Annotated in this window: 14 protein-coding genes; 5 read left to right on the top strand and 9 right to left on the bottom strand. The window is 71.6% G+C overall.

Annotation, left to right across the window (positions count from 1 at the left end; genetic code table 11):
* Window positions 1-39: 39 nt before the first annotated feature.
* The 6 genes from AB0B89_RS29115 to mtrA all read right to left on the bottom strand — a co-directional run bounded on the left by AB0B89_RS29115 (window position 40) and on the right by mtrA (window position 7,116).
* Window positions 40-744 carry a response regulator transcription factor gene (locus tag AB0B89_RS29115; protein WP_358559196.1) on the bottom strand — a complete coding sequence of 235 codons (705 nt, stop codon included), beginning with the start codon at window positions 742-744 and terminating at the stop codon, window positions 40-42.
* Window positions 745-882: 138 nt separating this feature from the next.
* Window positions 883-1,551, bottom strand: coding sequence for a ribosome-associated translation inhibitor RaiA (gene raiA / locus AB0B89_RS29110; protein ID WP_358559195.1), 669 nt, complete (start codon window positions 1,549-1,551; stop codon window positions 883-885).
* Window positions 1,552-2,069: 518 nt separating this feature from the next.
* A complete protein-coding gene (locus tag AB0B89_RS29105) occupies window positions 2,070-2,807 on the bottom strand; it encodes a phosphoribosyltransferase family protein (RefSeq protein WP_358559193.1) in 738 nt (245 codons plus the stop codon).
* Between the two features lie 67 nt (window positions 2,808-2,874).
* Window positions 2,875-4,641 (bottom strand): LpqB family beta-propeller domain-containing protein, encoded by a 1,767-nt coding sequence (locus AB0B89_RS29100; protein ID WP_358559191.1) that lies wholly within the window; start codon window positions 4,639-4,641, stop codon window positions 2,875-2,877.
* The gene (mtrB, locus tag AB0B89_RS29095) at window positions 4,631-6,397 is read right to left on the bottom strand and encodes an MtrAB system histidine kinase MtrB (RefSeq protein WP_358559189.1); all 1,767 of its coding nucleotides are present in this window, start codon (window positions 6,395-6,397) and stop codon (window positions 4,631-4,633) included. Before mtrB ends, AB0B89_RS29100 begins: the two co-directional genes overlap by 11 nt.
* Window positions 6,398-6,438: 41 nt before the next feature.
* On the bottom strand, window positions 6,439-7,116 hold the full coding sequence (gene mtrA / locus AB0B89_RS29090) for an MtrAB system response regulator MtrA (RefSeq protein ID WP_114031473.1): 678 nt from the start codon (window positions 7,114-7,116) through the stop codon (window positions 6,439-6,441).
* A gap of 304 nt (window positions 7,117-7,420) precedes the next feature.
* Here mtrA and AB0B89_RS29085 point away from each other — a divergent pair, with 304 nt between their 5' ends.
* The 5 genes from AB0B89_RS29085 to AB0B89_RS29065 all read left to right on the top strand — a co-directional run bounded on the left by AB0B89_RS29085 (window position 7,421) and on the right by AB0B89_RS29065 (window position 13,445).
* The gene (locus AB0B89_RS29085; RefSeq protein WP_358559187.1) at window positions 7,421-8,977 is read left to right on the top strand and encodes a glycerophosphoryl diester phosphodiesterase membrane domain-containing protein; all 1,557 of its coding nucleotides are present in this window, start codon (window positions 7,421-7,423) and stop codon (window positions 8,975-8,977) included.
* The gene (locus AB0B89_RS29080) at window positions 8,974-9,630 is read left to right on the top strand and encodes a DUF4129 domain-containing protein (protein ID WP_358559185.1); all 657 of its coding nucleotides are present in this window, start codon (window positions 8,974-8,976) and stop codon (window positions 9,628-9,630) included. Before AB0B89_RS29085 ends, AB0B89_RS29080 begins: the two co-directional genes overlap by 4 nt.
* A gap of 76 nt (window positions 9,631-9,706) precedes the next feature.
* On the top strand, window positions 9,707-10,888 hold the full coding sequence (locus tag AB0B89_RS29075; protein ID WP_358559183.1) for a DUF4350 domain-containing protein: 1,182 nt from the start codon (window positions 9,707-9,709) through the stop codon (window positions 10,886-10,888).
* A gap of 230 nt (window positions 10,889-11,118) precedes the next feature.
* On the top strand, window positions 11,119-12,057 hold the full coding sequence (locus tag AB0B89_RS29070; RefSeq protein ID WP_358559198.1) for a MoxR family ATPase: 939 nt from the start codon (window positions 11,119-11,121) through the stop codon (window positions 12,055-12,057).
* Window positions 12,057-13,445, top strand: coding sequence for a DUF58 domain-containing protein (locus AB0B89_RS29065; RefSeq protein ID WP_358559181.1), 1,389 nt, complete (start codon window positions 12,057-12,059; stop codon window positions 13,443-13,445). The genes AB0B89_RS29070 and AB0B89_RS29065 overlap by 1 nt, the downstream gene beginning before the upstream one ends.
* A 2-nt stretch (window positions 13,446-13,447) precedes the next feature.
* Here AB0B89_RS29065 and AB0B89_RS29060 read toward each other — a convergent pair whose 3' ends face one another.
* The 3 genes from AB0B89_RS29060 to AB0B89_RS29050 form a co-directional block, all read right to left on the bottom strand.
* A complete protein-coding gene (locus AB0B89_RS29060; protein ID WP_358559179.1) occupies window positions 13,448-13,882 on the bottom strand; it encodes a PIN domain-containing protein in 435 nt (144 codons plus the stop codon).
* Window positions 13,879-14,145, bottom strand: coding sequence for a hypothetical protein (locus AB0B89_RS29055; RefSeq protein ID WP_358559177.1), 267 nt, complete (start codon window positions 14,143-14,145; stop codon window positions 13,879-13,881). Before AB0B89_RS29055 ends, AB0B89_RS29060 begins: the two co-directional genes overlap by 4 nt.
* Window positions 14,146-14,149: 4 nt before the next feature.
* On the bottom strand, window positions 14,150-14,390 hold a 241-nt coding region (locus tag AB0B89_RS29050), incomplete at its 5' end, for a hypothetical protein (RefSeq protein WP_358559175.1).

The following is a 14,390-nucleotide window of genomic DNA, read 5'->3' as shown; positions in this document are numbered from 1 at the left end:
GGCGGCCCTGCGGGAGTCTCCCGCAGGGCTCGCCTGAGCTCAGGTGATCTCCAGGAGGCGCTCGCGCACCGCGTAGACCACCGCCTCCATCCGCGAGTGCAGCTGCAGCTTCTCCAGGATGTTGCGCACGTGGTTCTTGACGGTGTTCTCGGAGATGAACAGCTGCTTGGCGATCTCGCGGTTGTTCATGCCCTTGGCGACCAGGCGCAGCACTTCCATCTCGCGCTCGGTCAGCCGTGGCACGGGAAGCTGCGGCGGGCGCTCGGCCTCCTTGCGGCTCATGTTGGCGAACTCGCTGATGAGCTTGGCCGCCATAGCCGGGTTGATGAGCGACTGGCCTTCGTGGACGCCGCGCACGGCGTCCGGCACCTCGTCGATCTGCACGTCCTTCAGCAGGTAGCCCGTGGCCCCCGCCTTGATCGCCTCGAAGAGGTCCTCTTCCTCGTCGCTCACGGTCAGCATGACGATGCGCGCGCTCGGCACCGATGCCTTGATGACCCTGGTCGCCTCGATGCCGCCCTGGCGGGGCATCCGGACGTCCATCAGAACGACGTCGGGCAGGAGACGATCGGCGATCTCGACCGCCTCCTGTCCGTCGTTCGCCTCGCCGACCACCTCGATGTCCGGCTCCGCGGCCAGCGCCAGCTCCAGGCTCCGCCGGATCAACGCGTGATCGTCAACGATCAGCACGCGGATCGGCTCTTCACGCCCGGAGCGGCCGGCCGTTTCGTCGGTCTGCGTCACGCCTCCTCCTCGTGGGGAGCCAGATCGCGCAAGGTAGGTCGATCCCTACCGCGCGACGCTCCCGCGCCGTCGGAACCGCCATCATTACATGGGTTTCCGACGCGCGGGGCTGGTCGAGAGGATCTTCGAACGCGTTGGTTACTGTTCTACGAGCCGCAAGACTCCATAGGCATACCCGACACGCCGGTACACGACGCTCGGTTGCCCGCACTCCTTGTCCCTGAACAGATAGAAATCGTGTCCGACGAGCTCCATCTCCAGCAGCGCCTGGTCGATGGTCATCGGGTCGGCCTCGTGGAACTTCTCGCGGACGACCAGGGGGCCGTCACCCTCCATCGCGATCGGGACGATCGGTTCGGAGTACTCGCCCTCGCGTGAGGGCTTCCCGGCCGCGGCCTTCTCCTGCACCTGGGGCTCTACGGGGAGCGGCTCGGGCAGCGGTTCGTAGTTGTCGGCCAGAGCGGAGGTCAGCTCGGCGACCGAGGGGGGACAGTGGTTGCCGTGGTGGACCTTGCGCCGGTCGGCGATGCGCCTGAGCCGTCCTTCGAGCTTGCCGAGGGCGATGTCCAGCGCCGCGAACCGATCGTCGGCGGACGCCTCCGCCCGGACGGCGGGGCCCTTGGAGTGGATCGTCAACTCCACCCGCTCGCGGTCGTCGGTCGCCCGGACGTTCGCCTCCTTGGACACCTCCACGTCCACTCGTATGAGCTTGTTGTCCAGTCGTTCGATCCTGGCCAGCTTCGTTGTCACATGATCGCGGAACCGGTCACTCACACTGGTGTGCCGTCCCTTGACGATGATGTCCACTCAAAGGCCCCCCTTCGTCTCGACTGCGAGGAGGGCACCCGCTCGGCCGACCTGGTCTTCGTCCCCACATCCGCCTGCTGAGGGGTTCGCGGCTCAGTCGCCACTACTGCCCTTCTCTTCTTGCGGAGGGCATCTGACCCTCCGGGAAGGCAGGACTTACCTCTAAGCCGCACCGTGATCGGTCGACGAAGAGTCGCCTTACGTGGGCCGTTTCGCCTGCGGCTGGCATCGGCTAGCCATTCCTGTCCCCTCACGGGGGTCGGTCCGGCGCAACCACGGACCCGAACGGGTGCCATGGCTCGAACGCTAGTCGCTACCGGCGCGAATGTCAGCCGGGAGATCAGCCGAATGATCACTGTCAGTGATCTGCTTACGGCCTCCAGCCCTTGGGCAGACGGGAAGTTGACGATGCTCGGGGCCGGTGTGCGAAGGCTTCTCGCATCCGGTGAGCTGGGACGTTGGATGTCCTGGCCAGGAACATGTGACTGCCGGGGCAGGCTCCGGATTTGACCAATTCATTACCCTTCGTAATCTTTTCGGATTGGACTTAACCGGGCGTGTCGCGCGCGGCGCGGCGTGGCGGCGAGGGTCACCGCCAGCGGCACCACGACGCCCTCGCGGCGCAGCGCTTCCGCGGCCTGCGCCAGCGTCGTGCCGGTGGTCACGATGTCGTCGACCAGCACCGCGAAAGGGCCCGGCCGCCCCCACAGAGGATGCTCGCGGACGTTTCCGGTCTGCCGAACCCCGAATGCTCCGGCCAGATTCGCGGCCCTCTGCGAGGCGCTCAGGCCCGCCTGGTCGCGCACCCGCCGACACTGCGCGAGGACCGGCGCCAGCGTCACCGGCCTGCCCTGTGCCCGCAGCGCCCGTACGGCCAGCTCCGCCAGCCGCCCGACGGGATCATGGCCACGCCGCCGCACGGCCCCGCGGGAGCTCGGGATCGGGACCAGGGCCGACGGCGCGTCGAGGGCGCCCGCCTCCCGCAGGGCCGCCACGAGGGTGGCGGCCAGGGGCGCGGCGAGCGCGCGCGCGAGCGACGTACGGCCGCGCTCCTTGTAGGCGAGGATGGCGCGGCGGGCCGCCCCCTCGTAGCGGGCGGCCGCCCAGCAGGCGGGCAGCCCGTGGGGAGCCGGACTGGGCGCCCTCGGGCACGGATCGCCGTGGAGCTCCGCCGCGCAGGCGGGGCACACCACCGCGCCGGCCCGGGCGCACCCGGCGCAGCGAGCGGGCAGGACGAGGTCGAGGAACGCGGTCATCACCCCGCCACCATGCGGCCCGCCACCGACAGTTCCGGACGCCTGTCCACAGGCGGCCCGGCGCGGCTCAGCCGAGGGGGTAGACCGGGGCCCCGGCTCCGCTCTTGACGAGCGTGCTCCACTGGCGCTTCTGCGGGTCCCACAACAGCACCTCGCCCTGCGCCGTGCCCGCCAGGACCGAGATGGGGTCCGGGCCCGCGGTGATGGTCTCGATGCGGGCCGCCGCCTTGGCCGCCTCGACCCTGACCCCCTGCGTGACCGACCAGGGGGTCAGCACGCGGTCGGACTTGGTGTCCGAGAGGACCAGCAGCGTGCTGGCGTCCCGCCACGCGATGTCGGCGATGCGCTGGCCGTCTTCGGCCGGCACCAGCGGGTGGAGGTTCTCCACAGCCCAGGTCGTGCGGTTGATCGAGCCCAGCAGGACCTGCTCGCCGTGGCCGTCGTCCGCGATGGCGGCCACCCGGGCCCCGTCACGCGAGACGCGGAACGCCTTGACGTCAGTGGACTCCAGCCCGGGCGCGCTGACCGTGAACTGCTGCGAGGGGTCGTGCGACCTGAGCACCTGCGACTTGTGGGGCCCCTGCCGCGAGACCGACCAGACGTCCCCGTAGCGGTCCCACGACGGCGGGGTCAGCCCCGGGCCCTCGATCCAGCGCTGCCACTGGGCGCCGGAGGAGATGCCGGTGACCCAGAGGCCGCCGCCCTTCTCCAGTGCGGCCATCTTGGGCGGCTCGTCGTTGGACACCGCGAGGTGCGTGAACTGCCGCGCCTGGCCACCCGTGCCGAGCGTCACGGGGCTGTCGCTGTCCTTGTCGATCCTGTGGAGCTTGCCCTGCTGGAGGTAGTAGGTCGTGGGCTGGGAAGACAGCACGTCGGGGTCGAAGCGCTCGTAGTCGCGCGGGTCGATGACGAACGGCCCGCCGGGGAACTGCTCGCCGTTGACCCTCACCTCGATGCGCCGCGACTCGGTCAGCGGCTTGAGCGTCCACGAGAGCTGGGCCGCCAGTGCCTCCCTGTTCCCGGGGATCAGGGCCGAGTCGACGATGCCGTAGGTGAAGTCGGCCACGACCGTGTCGCCCTCGACGGAGACCCTGTTGACGTCGACGTTCGGCCCGAACGCTGACTCGACCGCGCCCCTGAGCGGCGCGGTCGGCCCGACGAGCAGCCGGTGGACCAGGGTCTTGCCCAGCCCCTCGCCGGGGTTGATCGGCACCCGCACCTGGTCGGCGACCAGGCCCACCGACTGGTACGCCGCGAAGTACAGCTCGAAGGACCGGTAGGCGCGCTTGAAGTCGTCGTCCGACAGCAGCAGCCCCGCCGGCGCCGACGAGATGCGCCACTGGCCGCCCACCTTCACCAGCGTGAAGCCCTTGTTCAGCCCGGTGCCCGCCGAGGCGTCGCTCGGCACGTAGTGGCCGTCGCCGTCGAGCTCGCCGAGCAGGGTGCCCTTCAGCGCCACGTGCGCCTGCTGGATGTCGTCCCTCGGGGAGTCGGTGCTGGGCTTGGCGTCGTCGTAGATCGTGATGGCGTCGAAGGGGCTCCAGGTGCGCTGGGCCTCGCCCGTGAGGTACTGCCTGGCCAGGGCGCGGAGGGGGTCGTCGAAGCTCGCCGCCGCGGCGAGGAAGCCGACGACGATCTCCAGGGGCGAGCCGTTCGGCTTCGGCGGGCCGGCGAGGATCCGGACGTACGGCTGGCTGAGCGGGTCGCCCCCGCCCGCGTCCCGGGCCGCGAAGATGCTGCCCCCGGTCGGCACCGTGGAACAGGACGCCGAGGCGAGGACGACGGCGGCGAGGGCGAACGCTCGCAGCCTCCGCCCCCCGGTCCTAGTCGGCATCGAACCCTCCCTCGATCGCCGGGGACAGGACCGGCGTGGCCTGGCCCCTCCAGGTGCGCCGCATCTCGATCTCCGGGGGCACCAGCGGCAGCGGCGACCCGCGCAGCTCGGCCCCCGCCTGGCGGGGCAGCGACAAGCGGAACTGCGACCCTTCGCCGTGCATGCCCCACGCCTGGAGCCAGCCGCCGTGCAGCATGGCGTCCTCACGGGAGATCGCGAGGCCGAGGCCCGTGCCGCCGATGGTGCGGGCCCGTGAGGGGTCGGCCCGCCAGAACCGGTCGAAGACCATGTTCTCCTCGCCGGGCTTGAGCCCCACCCCGTGGTCGCGCACCGCCACCGCCACCGCGTCGCGGTCGGCGCCGAGGGTGACCACGATGTCGCGGCCCTCGCCGTGCTCGATGGCGTTGAACAGCAGGTTGCGCAGGATGCGCTCGACCCTGCGGCTCTCGACCTCGGCCATGCACGGCTCGTTGGGCAGCCGCAGGTCGAGCCTGGTGGCCTTGCGCTCGGCCAGCGGCTGGGAGTCCCCGACCGCCCGCAGGACCACGTCGCGCATGTCGACCGAGTCGATGTCCAGCGTGGCGGCCCCGGCGTCGTACCGGCTGATCTCCAGCAGGTCGGCCAGCATCGACTCGAAGCGTTCGAGCTGGTTCTGCATGAGCTCGGCCGAGCGCGAGGCCGCGGGCTCGAAGTCCTCGCGGCTCTCGTACAGCAGGTCGGCCGCCATGCGCACGGTGGTCAGCGGGGTGCGCAGCTCGTGGGAGACGTCGGAGACGAACTGCCGCTGGACCTGCGAGAGCTCCTCCAGCTGGTGGATCTTCAGCGCCAGGTTGGAGGCCATCTCGTTGAAGGAGGTCGCGAGGCGGGCGAGGTCGTCCTCACCGCGCACGCGCAGCCGCTCAGAGAGCTTCCCGGCGGCGAGGCGCTCGGCGGCCTGGCGGGTGAGCCGGACCGGGGTGACCACCTGCCGGGTGACCAGCGACGCCACGGCGGCGAGCAGGAGCACCAGGGCCACGCCCACCACGATCAGCCACCGCTGGACCATGGTGAGGGTGTACTCGTCGTCGGTGAGCGGGAAGAAGTGGTAGACCTCGTAGTCGCCGCCGTAGATGTTCGACACCAGCGAGCCGATGGCGACGGCCGGCACCGGCTTCGGGTCGTGCAGGTAGTAGAGCGAGGTGTACTGCCACTGGGGCGGATCCTTGACCTGCCGCACCTTGTCGCGCAGCAGCTGGGGCACGCTCTTCGGATCGACGTTCCCCGTGCCGCGGTCCTGGCCGACCTCGTCGGCGTTGAGGATCACCACGCTGTAGCGGGCGTCCGACCGCACGGCGAGGGCCAGCGCCGCCTGTTCGAGCGGAGCGCCCATGACGATCTCGGAGCTGTCCTCCTGCGAGGCCACCGACTGCTTGGACACCGCCACCTGAGGCTGGTTGAGGTAGCTCGCCACGGTGGTGACGTTGGCCTGCGCCTCGGCGATGGCCGCGTGCACGCGGCCGTCCAGGACGGCCTTGGTGATCATCTGGGTGAGGAAGGTGCCCAGCACCGCGACGACGATCATGGAGATGACCATCGTGCTGGTGACGACCCTGAGCTGCAGCGAGCGCCGCCAGATCCGGCGCACCCGGCCCACGGCGCGGCGGGCCCGCCTGCGGACGCCGCGCACGATCTGGCGCGGGGTCCGCCGGGTCTTCCTCTTCGCCTTGGGCCTGGACGCGCTGCGGACGGCGCCTGAAGACGAGGTCGGGGAGGCCATCGGGATGTCCGGGGGTCACAGCGCGGGCACGGCGGGGCCGCCTACGCCGGACCGGCCTTGTAACCGACGCCGCGTACCGTCACCACGATCTCGGGATGCTCGGGATCCTTCTCGATCTTGGCGCGGAGACGCTGGACGTGGACGTTGACCAGCCGCGTGTCGGCCGCGTGCCGGTAGCCCCAGACCTGCTCCAGCAGCACCTCGCGGGTGAACACCTGGCGCGGCTTGCGGGCGAGCGCGACCAGCAGGTCGAACTCCAACGGGGTGAGGTTGACGGTCTCCTCTTCGCGCTTGACCGAGTGGCCGGCGACGTCGATGGTGATGTCGCCGATCTGCAGCACCTCGGGCGTGGGCTCGTCGGTGCGGCGCAGCCGCGCGCGCACCCGCGCCACGAGCTCCTTCGGCTTGAAGGGTTTGACGATGTAGTCGTCCGCCCCCGACTCCAGGCCGAGCACGACGTCGATGGTGTCGCTCTTGGCGGTCAGCATGACGATCGGCACGCCGGACTCCGCGCGGATGCGGCGGCACACGTCGATGCCGTCGGCTCCGGGCAGCATCAGGTCGAGAAGGACCAGGTCCGGCCGGGTGTCACGGAACGCGTCGAGCGCCTTGTCTCCGTCGGATACGAACGACGGCTCGAAGCCCTCGCCCCGAAGGACAATGCCGAGCATCTCGGCGAGAGCGGCGTCGTCGTCGACGACCAGCACGCGTCCTTTCATGGCCCCTCATTCGTTCTGCACAGTTTTGGAGGTTGAGGCGAAAGCCGTACGACCGACCGAAGGCTACCCGCGAGTCATCGCAGGGTGATAAACGATCGAACATTGGCTTCACCAAAAGCCGAATTTTAGGCGCAGGTTACGGAACCCGCCAATGATCTGGCTCGATGAGCTTGTGGCGTGGCGTGGCGCGGGCCCCCGTGGTTCCTCCCCAAGTCTGCGCCAAGCGCCCCATATTCGGCCATCCCTGTCCTTGATCGCTTGACCGGCCACCACGGAGAGCGGTGCGACATGCCAGGATTGGGATATGTCAGACGGTCACGGCTCCACGCCCAGCACGCCCCCGGGTTGGGCGGAGAACCAGCCTCCGCCGTACTCCGGCCAGGGCCAGACGCCGTGGACCGCTCCCGGCGGCTCAGCCCCGCCCGTCCCCCCGGCTCAGCCCGGTCCCGGCCGGCCTCCTTACGGCCCGCCCGGTCACGGCCAGGCCCCTGACGGCCGGGCGGCGCCGGTCCCGCCCGGACACGACCCGGACGCGCGGGCCCCGCAGTACGGGCAGGTCCCCTACGACCAAGGTCGGTCATCGTACGGGGCTCACGGGCAGGCGCCCGTCTACGGGCAGCCGTACGGCTACCGCCCCCCGCCGCAGGCGCTGCGCCCGGGGATCATCCCGCTGCGCCCCCTCGGCCTCGGCGACATCCTCGACGGCACCATCAAGCTGATCCGCTCCAACCCGAAGGCCACGCTCGGCCTGTCGGCCATCGCCGCCGCGATCGGCACTCTCCCCCTGGCGATCGGCCAGGCGGTCTACTACCGCTCCGTCGGCGGCCTGCTGACGAACCCCGCGGCGCTGGAGTCGGGCGCCGCCGACGTGCCCATCGGCGGGCTGGTCGCCCAGCTCGGCGGGGCCGCCCTGTCGATGATCATGCAGTTCTTCCTGGTCACCATGCTCACCGGCGTCCTGACGCGGATCCTCGGCCGTTCGGTCTTCGGCGGAAAGATCACCATCGGCGAGGCCTGGAGGCTCACCCGCTCACGGCTGCCCGCCCTGTTCGGGCTGGCCCTGCTCACCGGGCTGATCGCGCTGGCCCCGCTCGCCGTAGGGATCGCGCTCGTCCTGGCCCTCGCCGCCGCCGGGGCTAGCGTGACCGCCATCGTGCTCGTCGGCATGGTGCTCGTCGTGGCCTACATCGCGTACGCGCTGTTCATCAGCACGCGCTTCGCCCTGGCCGCCCCGGCGGTCGTGCTGGAGCGGCGCGGCGTCGTCGAGTCGATGCGCAGGTCGTGGACGCTCGTCAGCGGAGACTTCTGGCGCGTGCTCGGCATCCTGATCCTGACCGGGCTCCTGGCCGGTGTGCTCGGCAGCGTGCTGTCGGTGCCCTTCAGCGTCATCAGCCTCATCGTGTCGGCCGTCGGGCAGGGCAGCGTCGCCGCCACGGTGATCACGGCCATCCTGTTCACCGTGGGAGGCATCCTCAGCTCGATGATCACCTATCCCATCCAGGCCGGGGTCAACGGGCTGCTCTACACCGACCGCCGGATGCGGGCCGAGGCGTTCGACCTCGTGCTGCAGACCGCCGCGATCGAGCAGCAGCGCCAGGGCTGGGTGTCGGCCACGGCCGACGACCTGTGGCATCCCTCCCACGCCGCCGGCGCCTCCGGTCCCCACGCGCCCGGCCCCGGCGGGCCGTACGGACCTGGGCCCGGCGGACCGTACGGACCTGGACCTGGCGCGCCTTACGGACCTGGGCCCGGCGGACCGTACGGACCTGGACCTGGCGCGCCTTACGGAGCTGGACCCGGCGGGCCGTACGCGCCGGGCTCCACGGGGCCGCAGGCCACCGGCGCCCCCGGAGCGCCGTGATCATCTCTCTGGCCGGGGCCGTGGTCCTCGACGACATCGGGCGCGAAGAAGCGCGCCGGAGGGCCGTGGAAGAGCTCGTCAGGCCCGAGTACCAGCAGGAGTCGCTGATCGACCGGATCTTCAGGAGCGTGCGGGAGTTCCTCGACGGCCTCCTCGACAACGCGCCCGGAGGGGTTTCGGGAGGCGTCTTCGCGCTGGTCATCGTGCTTCTCATCCTCGCCGCCCTGATCGTGCTGATCGCCTGGCAGGCGAAGCGGGCCACGCGGAGCCGCCGGGCCGCCGTTGACGGGCTCTACGGCGCCCGCGAGCGCACGGCAGACGAGCACCGGGCCGAGGCCGAGCGCCTGGCCGGGGAGTCGCGCTGGGCCGAGGCCATCCGTGAACGGCTCCGGGCCATCGCGCGCGACCTGGAGCACCGGGCCATCGTGGCGCCGCAGCCCGGAAGGACGGCGGACGAGCTGGCCGACGCGGCGGGACGTGAGCTTCCCGAGTTCGCCGCGAGGCTCGCCGCGGCGGCGCGCCTGTTCGACGACGTGACCTACGGCGAGGCGCCGGGAACCACGGAGGGCTACCAGGCCATGTCGGGGCTCGACCACGACCTGCGTGCCGCCAGACCGGCCGCTATCACCCCGGCCACGGCGGGCAGCCGATGACCGGCACGGCAGGGCAGCCGATGGCCGTCACGGCACAGGGACGGCCCGCCCCCGCATCGGACGGGGGCGGCGCGCCATGACCGTCACGGTGCCCGAGCGTGCCCCGGCCGCCTCCGGCGGCCCCTCGACCTCGACGTCCGCGACCGCGCGGAGCATCTGGCGCGGCGGGCGCGGCATGCTGCTCCTCGGTCTGATCGTGGTCGTCGTCGCCGGGCTCACCGCGCTGGTGACCGGCACCTCCACGGAGGGCAGGCGGCTCGACCCCGCCGACGCGACGCTCACCGGCGGCAGGGCTCTGGCCGAGATCCTTGGCCGGCGCGGAGTCCGGGTCGAGCGCGTCTCGACCCCCGGCGAGGTCGTACGGCTCGACGGGCCCGGCACACAGCTGCTGGTGTCCAGCACCTCCTACCTCGACGACGACGACATCGCCACGCTCGCGGGCACCCGCGCCGACCGGCTGATCGTCGGCACGGTGCACGGCCTGTCCACGCTCGCCCCAGGGATCTCGGCGAGCGGCCAGGTGGCGGTGCGTTCGAGGGAGCCGCGATGCGACCTTCCCGCCGCCGCCCGGGCCGGCAGCGCGTTCACCGGAGGCGCCTCCCTCACCGTGCCCGCCGGCTCGACCGGCTGCTATCCGGGCGCCGACGGGCCGACCCTGGTGCGCACGTCCGGCCCCCGCGTCGTGACCGTGGTGAGCGACGGCGCGTTCATGACCAACCAGCGGCTCGCCGAGGACGGCAACGCCGCGCTGGCGATCAACCTCGCGGGCGCCAGGCCGGTGCTGATCTGGCTGGTGCCGGACGAGTCGCTGGTCGTCCCCGGGTCGGGGGACGCCGCCGCCGGGGATCTCGTCCCGGCGGGGGTGCCCTGGGCCGTGCTCCAGCTCGGCGTCGCGCTGCTGGTGGTCGCGTGCTGGCGGGGCCGCCGCCTCGGTCCCGTGGTGGTGGAGCGGATCCCCGTGGTCGTACGCGCGGCCGAGACCGTCGAGGGGCGCGGCCGCCTCTACCGCGCCCGCCGGGCCCGCGATCGCGCCTCCGCCACCCTGCGGGCGGCCTGCGCCGCACGGCTCGCCCCTAGGCTGGGGCTGTCCGGCGACGCGACCCCCAACGAGATCATCGCCGCGACTGCTCTGCGGACCGGGCAGGATGCGGTTTGGGTGCGTTCGGTCATGTACGGCCCGATACCGGCCGATGACGCCGGGCTCGTGGCCCTGGCCGGCCACCTCGACACCTTGGAAAGGCAGGTACGAGAGCCGTGACCACACCTCCGCCCGGAGGCCCGTTGAGCGGATCGCCCGGTCACCCCTGGCCCCAGACGCCTCCCGAAGGCCAAGGCCCTGCGGGGTCTCTGGGCCCTTCCGAGCCTTTCCGGCCTCCCGGCCCGGCCTTCGGACCTTCTGGGACGGCCGTGGCCCCCGCAGACGCCCCGCCGCCCGCGGACGCCCCGCCACCCTCGGCCCACGAGCCGTCCGGCTCCTTCCCCGGCGACCTGGCGAGGGACGCGCTCGGGGCGCTGCGCGCCGAGGTGGGCAAGGCGGTCGTGGGGCAGGACGCCGTGGTCACCGGTCTGGTGATCGCCCTGCTGTGCAAGGGGCACGTGCTGCTTGAGGGCGTCCCCGGCGTCGCCAAGACGCTGCTCGTGCGCACGCTGTCCGCCACCCTCTCCCTCGACTTCAAGCGGGTGCAGTTCACGCCCGACCTGATGCCGGGTGACGTGACGGGCTCGCTGGTGTACGACGCCAAGACGGCGGAGTTCGCCTTCCGCGAGGGCCCGATCTTCACCAACCTGCTGCTCGCCGACGAGATCAACCGCACGCCTCCGAAGACCCAGGCCGCGCTGCTGGAGGCCATGGAGGAGCGGCAGGTCAGCGTCGACGGCTCGCCGGTGAAGCTGCCCGACCCGTTCGTGGTGGTCGCCACGCAGAACCCGATCGAGTACGAAGGCACCTACCAGTTGCCGGAGGCACAGCTCGACCGGTTCCTGCTGAAGCTGACCGTGCCGCTGCCGCCGCGCGACCACGAGATCGCGGTGCTCGACCGCCACGCGCACGGGTTCGACCCGAAGGACCTGTCGCACGTCAAGCAGGTGGCGACGGCCGCCGACCTCGCCGCGGCGCGGGCCGAGGTCGCCAAGGTCCACGTGGCCCCCGAGGTGCTCGGGTACATCGTGGACCTGGCCCGCGCGACCCGCCTTTCCCCGTCCCTGCAACTCGGCGTGTCGCCGCGTGGCGCGACCGCGCTGCTGGGGGCGGCCCGCGCCTGGGCCTGGCTGTCCGGCCGCTCCTATGTCACCCCCGACGACGTGAAGGCCCTGGCCAAGCCCGCCCTGCGGCACCGCGTCCAGCTCCGTCCCGAAGCCGAACTGGAGGGTGCGACACCGGACGGGCTGCTCGACGGGGTGCTCGCGTCGGTCCCGGTCCCCCGCTGATGGCGCTGACCGGCCGCGCGGGGCTGATCGCGGCGCTGGGCGCCATCGGCGTGCTGTTCGCGCCGCGGCCCGCCTACGCCGTGCTCGGCCTGCTGCTGTCGCTGGGCGCGCTCATCGTGATCGACCTGCTGTTCGCCGGGGGCGTGCGCCCGCTGCGCTTCCGGCGCGGCGGCGAGCACCTCGTACGGCTGGGCGAGTCGGTCGCGGTGGAGCTGATCGTCGAGAACCCCGGGCGCCGGCGTGTACGGGGCACGCTCCGGGACGCCTGGCCGCCGTCGGCGGGGCCGAGCCCGCGCCATCTGCGCCTCGACGTCCCGGGCGGTGAGCGCCGCCGTCTCGTCACGACGCTGACGCCGTCGCGGCGCGGCGACCGCGAGGCCGTCACGATCACGGTACGGTCGCTCGGCCCCCTCGGCGTGGCCGCCCGTCAAGGGTCGCACCACGTGCCCTGGACCGTGCGGGTGCTGCCGCCGTTCCTCAGCCGCAAGCACCTGCCCGCGAAGCTGTCCAGGCTCCGCGAGCTGGAGGGACAGCATCCCGCGCTGGTGCGCGGCCAGGGCACGGAGTTCGACTCGCTGCGCGAGTACGTCGTGGGCGACGACGTGCGCTCGATCGACTGGCGTGCCACGGCTCGCCGCTCGGACGTGGTCGTCAGGACCTGGCGCCCCGAACGCGACCGCCGCGTCCTGATCGTCCTCGACACCGGCCGCACCTCGGCCGGCCGGATCGGCACCTCCCCCATCCCCGCAGCGGCCGGACCCCGCGGCGACACCTCGCTCTCCCGGCCGAACGGCCCTGGCGGCGGCATGGACGCCGGCACGGCCGGGTGGCCGCGTCTCGACTGGTCGATGGACGCCGCCCTGCTGCTGGCCGCCCTCGCGACCCGCGCAGGCGACCGGGTCGACTTCCTCGCCCACGACCGTGCCGTACGGGCGTGGATGTCCGGTGCCTCCCGTACCGACTCGCTGTCGGCGCTGGTCAACGTGATGGCGCCCATCGAGGCCGAGCTCGTCGAGGCGGACTCGGCGAGCATGGTCGCGGCCGTCCTCGCGCGGGCCAAGCGGCGGTGCCTGGTCGTGCTGCTCACCGACCTGAACCCGGCCGCCATGGAGGAGGGCCTGCTCCCTGTGCTCCCGCAGCTGGCCTCGCGCCATGTCGTGCTGGTCGCCGCCGCCGCCGATCCGCGCGTCGCCGAGATGGCGGCGGGCCGTGGCACGGCGGAGCGGGTCTACGACGCGGCGGCCGCCGAGCACCTGCGCGGCGAGCGCGCACGGCTCACCGCCCGGCTCCGCCGCCACGGATGCGAAGTGGTCGACGCCACCCCCGACGACCTCGCCCCCGCCCTCGCCGACACCTACCTAGCCCTCAAGGCCGCCGGCCGCCTCTGACCTCAGCCGTACGCCAGCTCGATCGGCAACAGATGAAACGCCTCACAATGCGCGGGGACCACGATCTGGAAATCTTTCCGGTCAACCGTGGCGACCTTGGTCGTCCCCAGTCTCTCTGCCGTTGCTACGACTGCCGCATCTACTGCGTCCAAAGGCAGGTTCGCGTACCGACGCACCAATTCGGCCATGCGAGCCAAATCCTGAGTCGTCAGACCCTCCACCTTCAGACCCTCTCCCGCGAGGGCGTCAAGGAAGGTCGCCGACAGCTTGGGACTGCCGTGCCCCGGTCGAGCGAGCATGTAGCAGACCTCGGTCACCACCATCGTAGGTACGTGGAGTTGTTCGGCAGCCGTATCCAGAAAGGCCGCGCAGGACGCGTGAAATCTGTCGCGACGGTTCACGGCTGCGACCAGCACACCGGTGTCAACGACGATCACGCCGCTGGATTCCCCAACTCCTCGCGCAGGATCTGCGCGGACCGTTCAGCCAGCTCCGGCTCTCCATCCATGATCCCAATGAAGGAGAACCGATGCTTCTGGGGCACCTCTGGAGCCGCGGGCTCCCCCCCGGCGATGTCTTCCGAGTCCGGCTGTGCTTGGCCAACCATGCTCTGGAGGATCACGTACAGGGCTTCGACCTGCCCGGGAGCGAGCCGGTCCACCATACGGTGAACCTCGGAGTGGTGCGGCGCTGCTGCCATGACTTCAGCGTAGCTCTGAGGCCGCAGGACCGGTCGGCCACCAGACCGTCTCGTCTTCATCGTCCAAGGACTCCCGGGCTCGGGTCGTCAGCGTTGTGGTCGGCCTCATGATCGATATCAGTGATCGGCATGGCCATATCTTTGCCGTGCCGAGGACATGGTCCCCGCCGTCGAGGCGGCCCAGACGTTCGGAGTACGCATCCATCTGTGGGGCGTCGAACCTCCCTATGGAACCAATCAGGCCG

Origin of the sequence: Sphaerisporangium sp. NPDC049002 (genome assembly GCF_040649355.1) — a bacterium.
Taxonomy (GTDB): Bacteria; Actinomycetota; Actinomycetes; order Streptosporangiales; family Streptosporangiaceae; genus Sphaerisporangium.
This window is presented reverse-complemented; position numbering and strand designations above follow the sequence as displayed.

What these genes read in the sequence shown, in the direction of transcription:
- mtrB (WP_358559189.1), bottom strand. Translation starts at nt 6,397, where the DNA reads ATGGCCTCCCCGACCTCGTCTTCAGGCGCCGTCCGCAGCGCGTCCAGG.
- AB0B89_RS29100 (WP_358559191.1), bottom strand. Translation starts at nt 4,641, where the DNA reads ATGCCGACTAGGACCGGGGGGCGGAGGCTGCGAGCGTTCGCCCTCGCC.
- AB0B89_RS29105 (WP_358559193.1), bottom strand. Translation starts at nt 2,807, where the DNA reads ATGACCGCGTTCCTCGACCTCGTCCTGCCCGCTCGCTGCGCCGGGTGC.
- AB0B89_RS29055 (WP_358559177.1), bottom strand. Translation starts at nt 14,145, where the DNA reads ATGGCAGCAGCGCCGCACCACTCCGAGGTTCACCGTATGGTGGACCGG.
- AB0B89_RS29065 (WP_358559181.1), top strand. Translation starts at nt 12,057, where the DNA reads ATGGCGCTGACCGGCCGCGCGGGGCTGATCGCGGCGCTGGGCGCCATC.
- AB0B89_RS29085 (WP_358559187.1), top strand. Translation starts at nt 7,421, where the DNA reads ATGTCAGACGGTCACGGCTCCACGCCCAGCACGCCCCCGGGTTGGGCG.
- mtrA (WP_114031473.1), bottom strand. Translation starts at nt 7,116, where the DNA reads ATGAAAGGACGCGTGCTGGTCGTCGACGACGACGCCGCTCTCGCCGAG.
- AB0B89_RS29075 (WP_358559183.1), top strand. Translation starts at nt 9,707, where the DNA reads ATGACCGTCACGGTGCCCGAGCGTGCCCCGGCCGCCTCCGGCGGCCCC.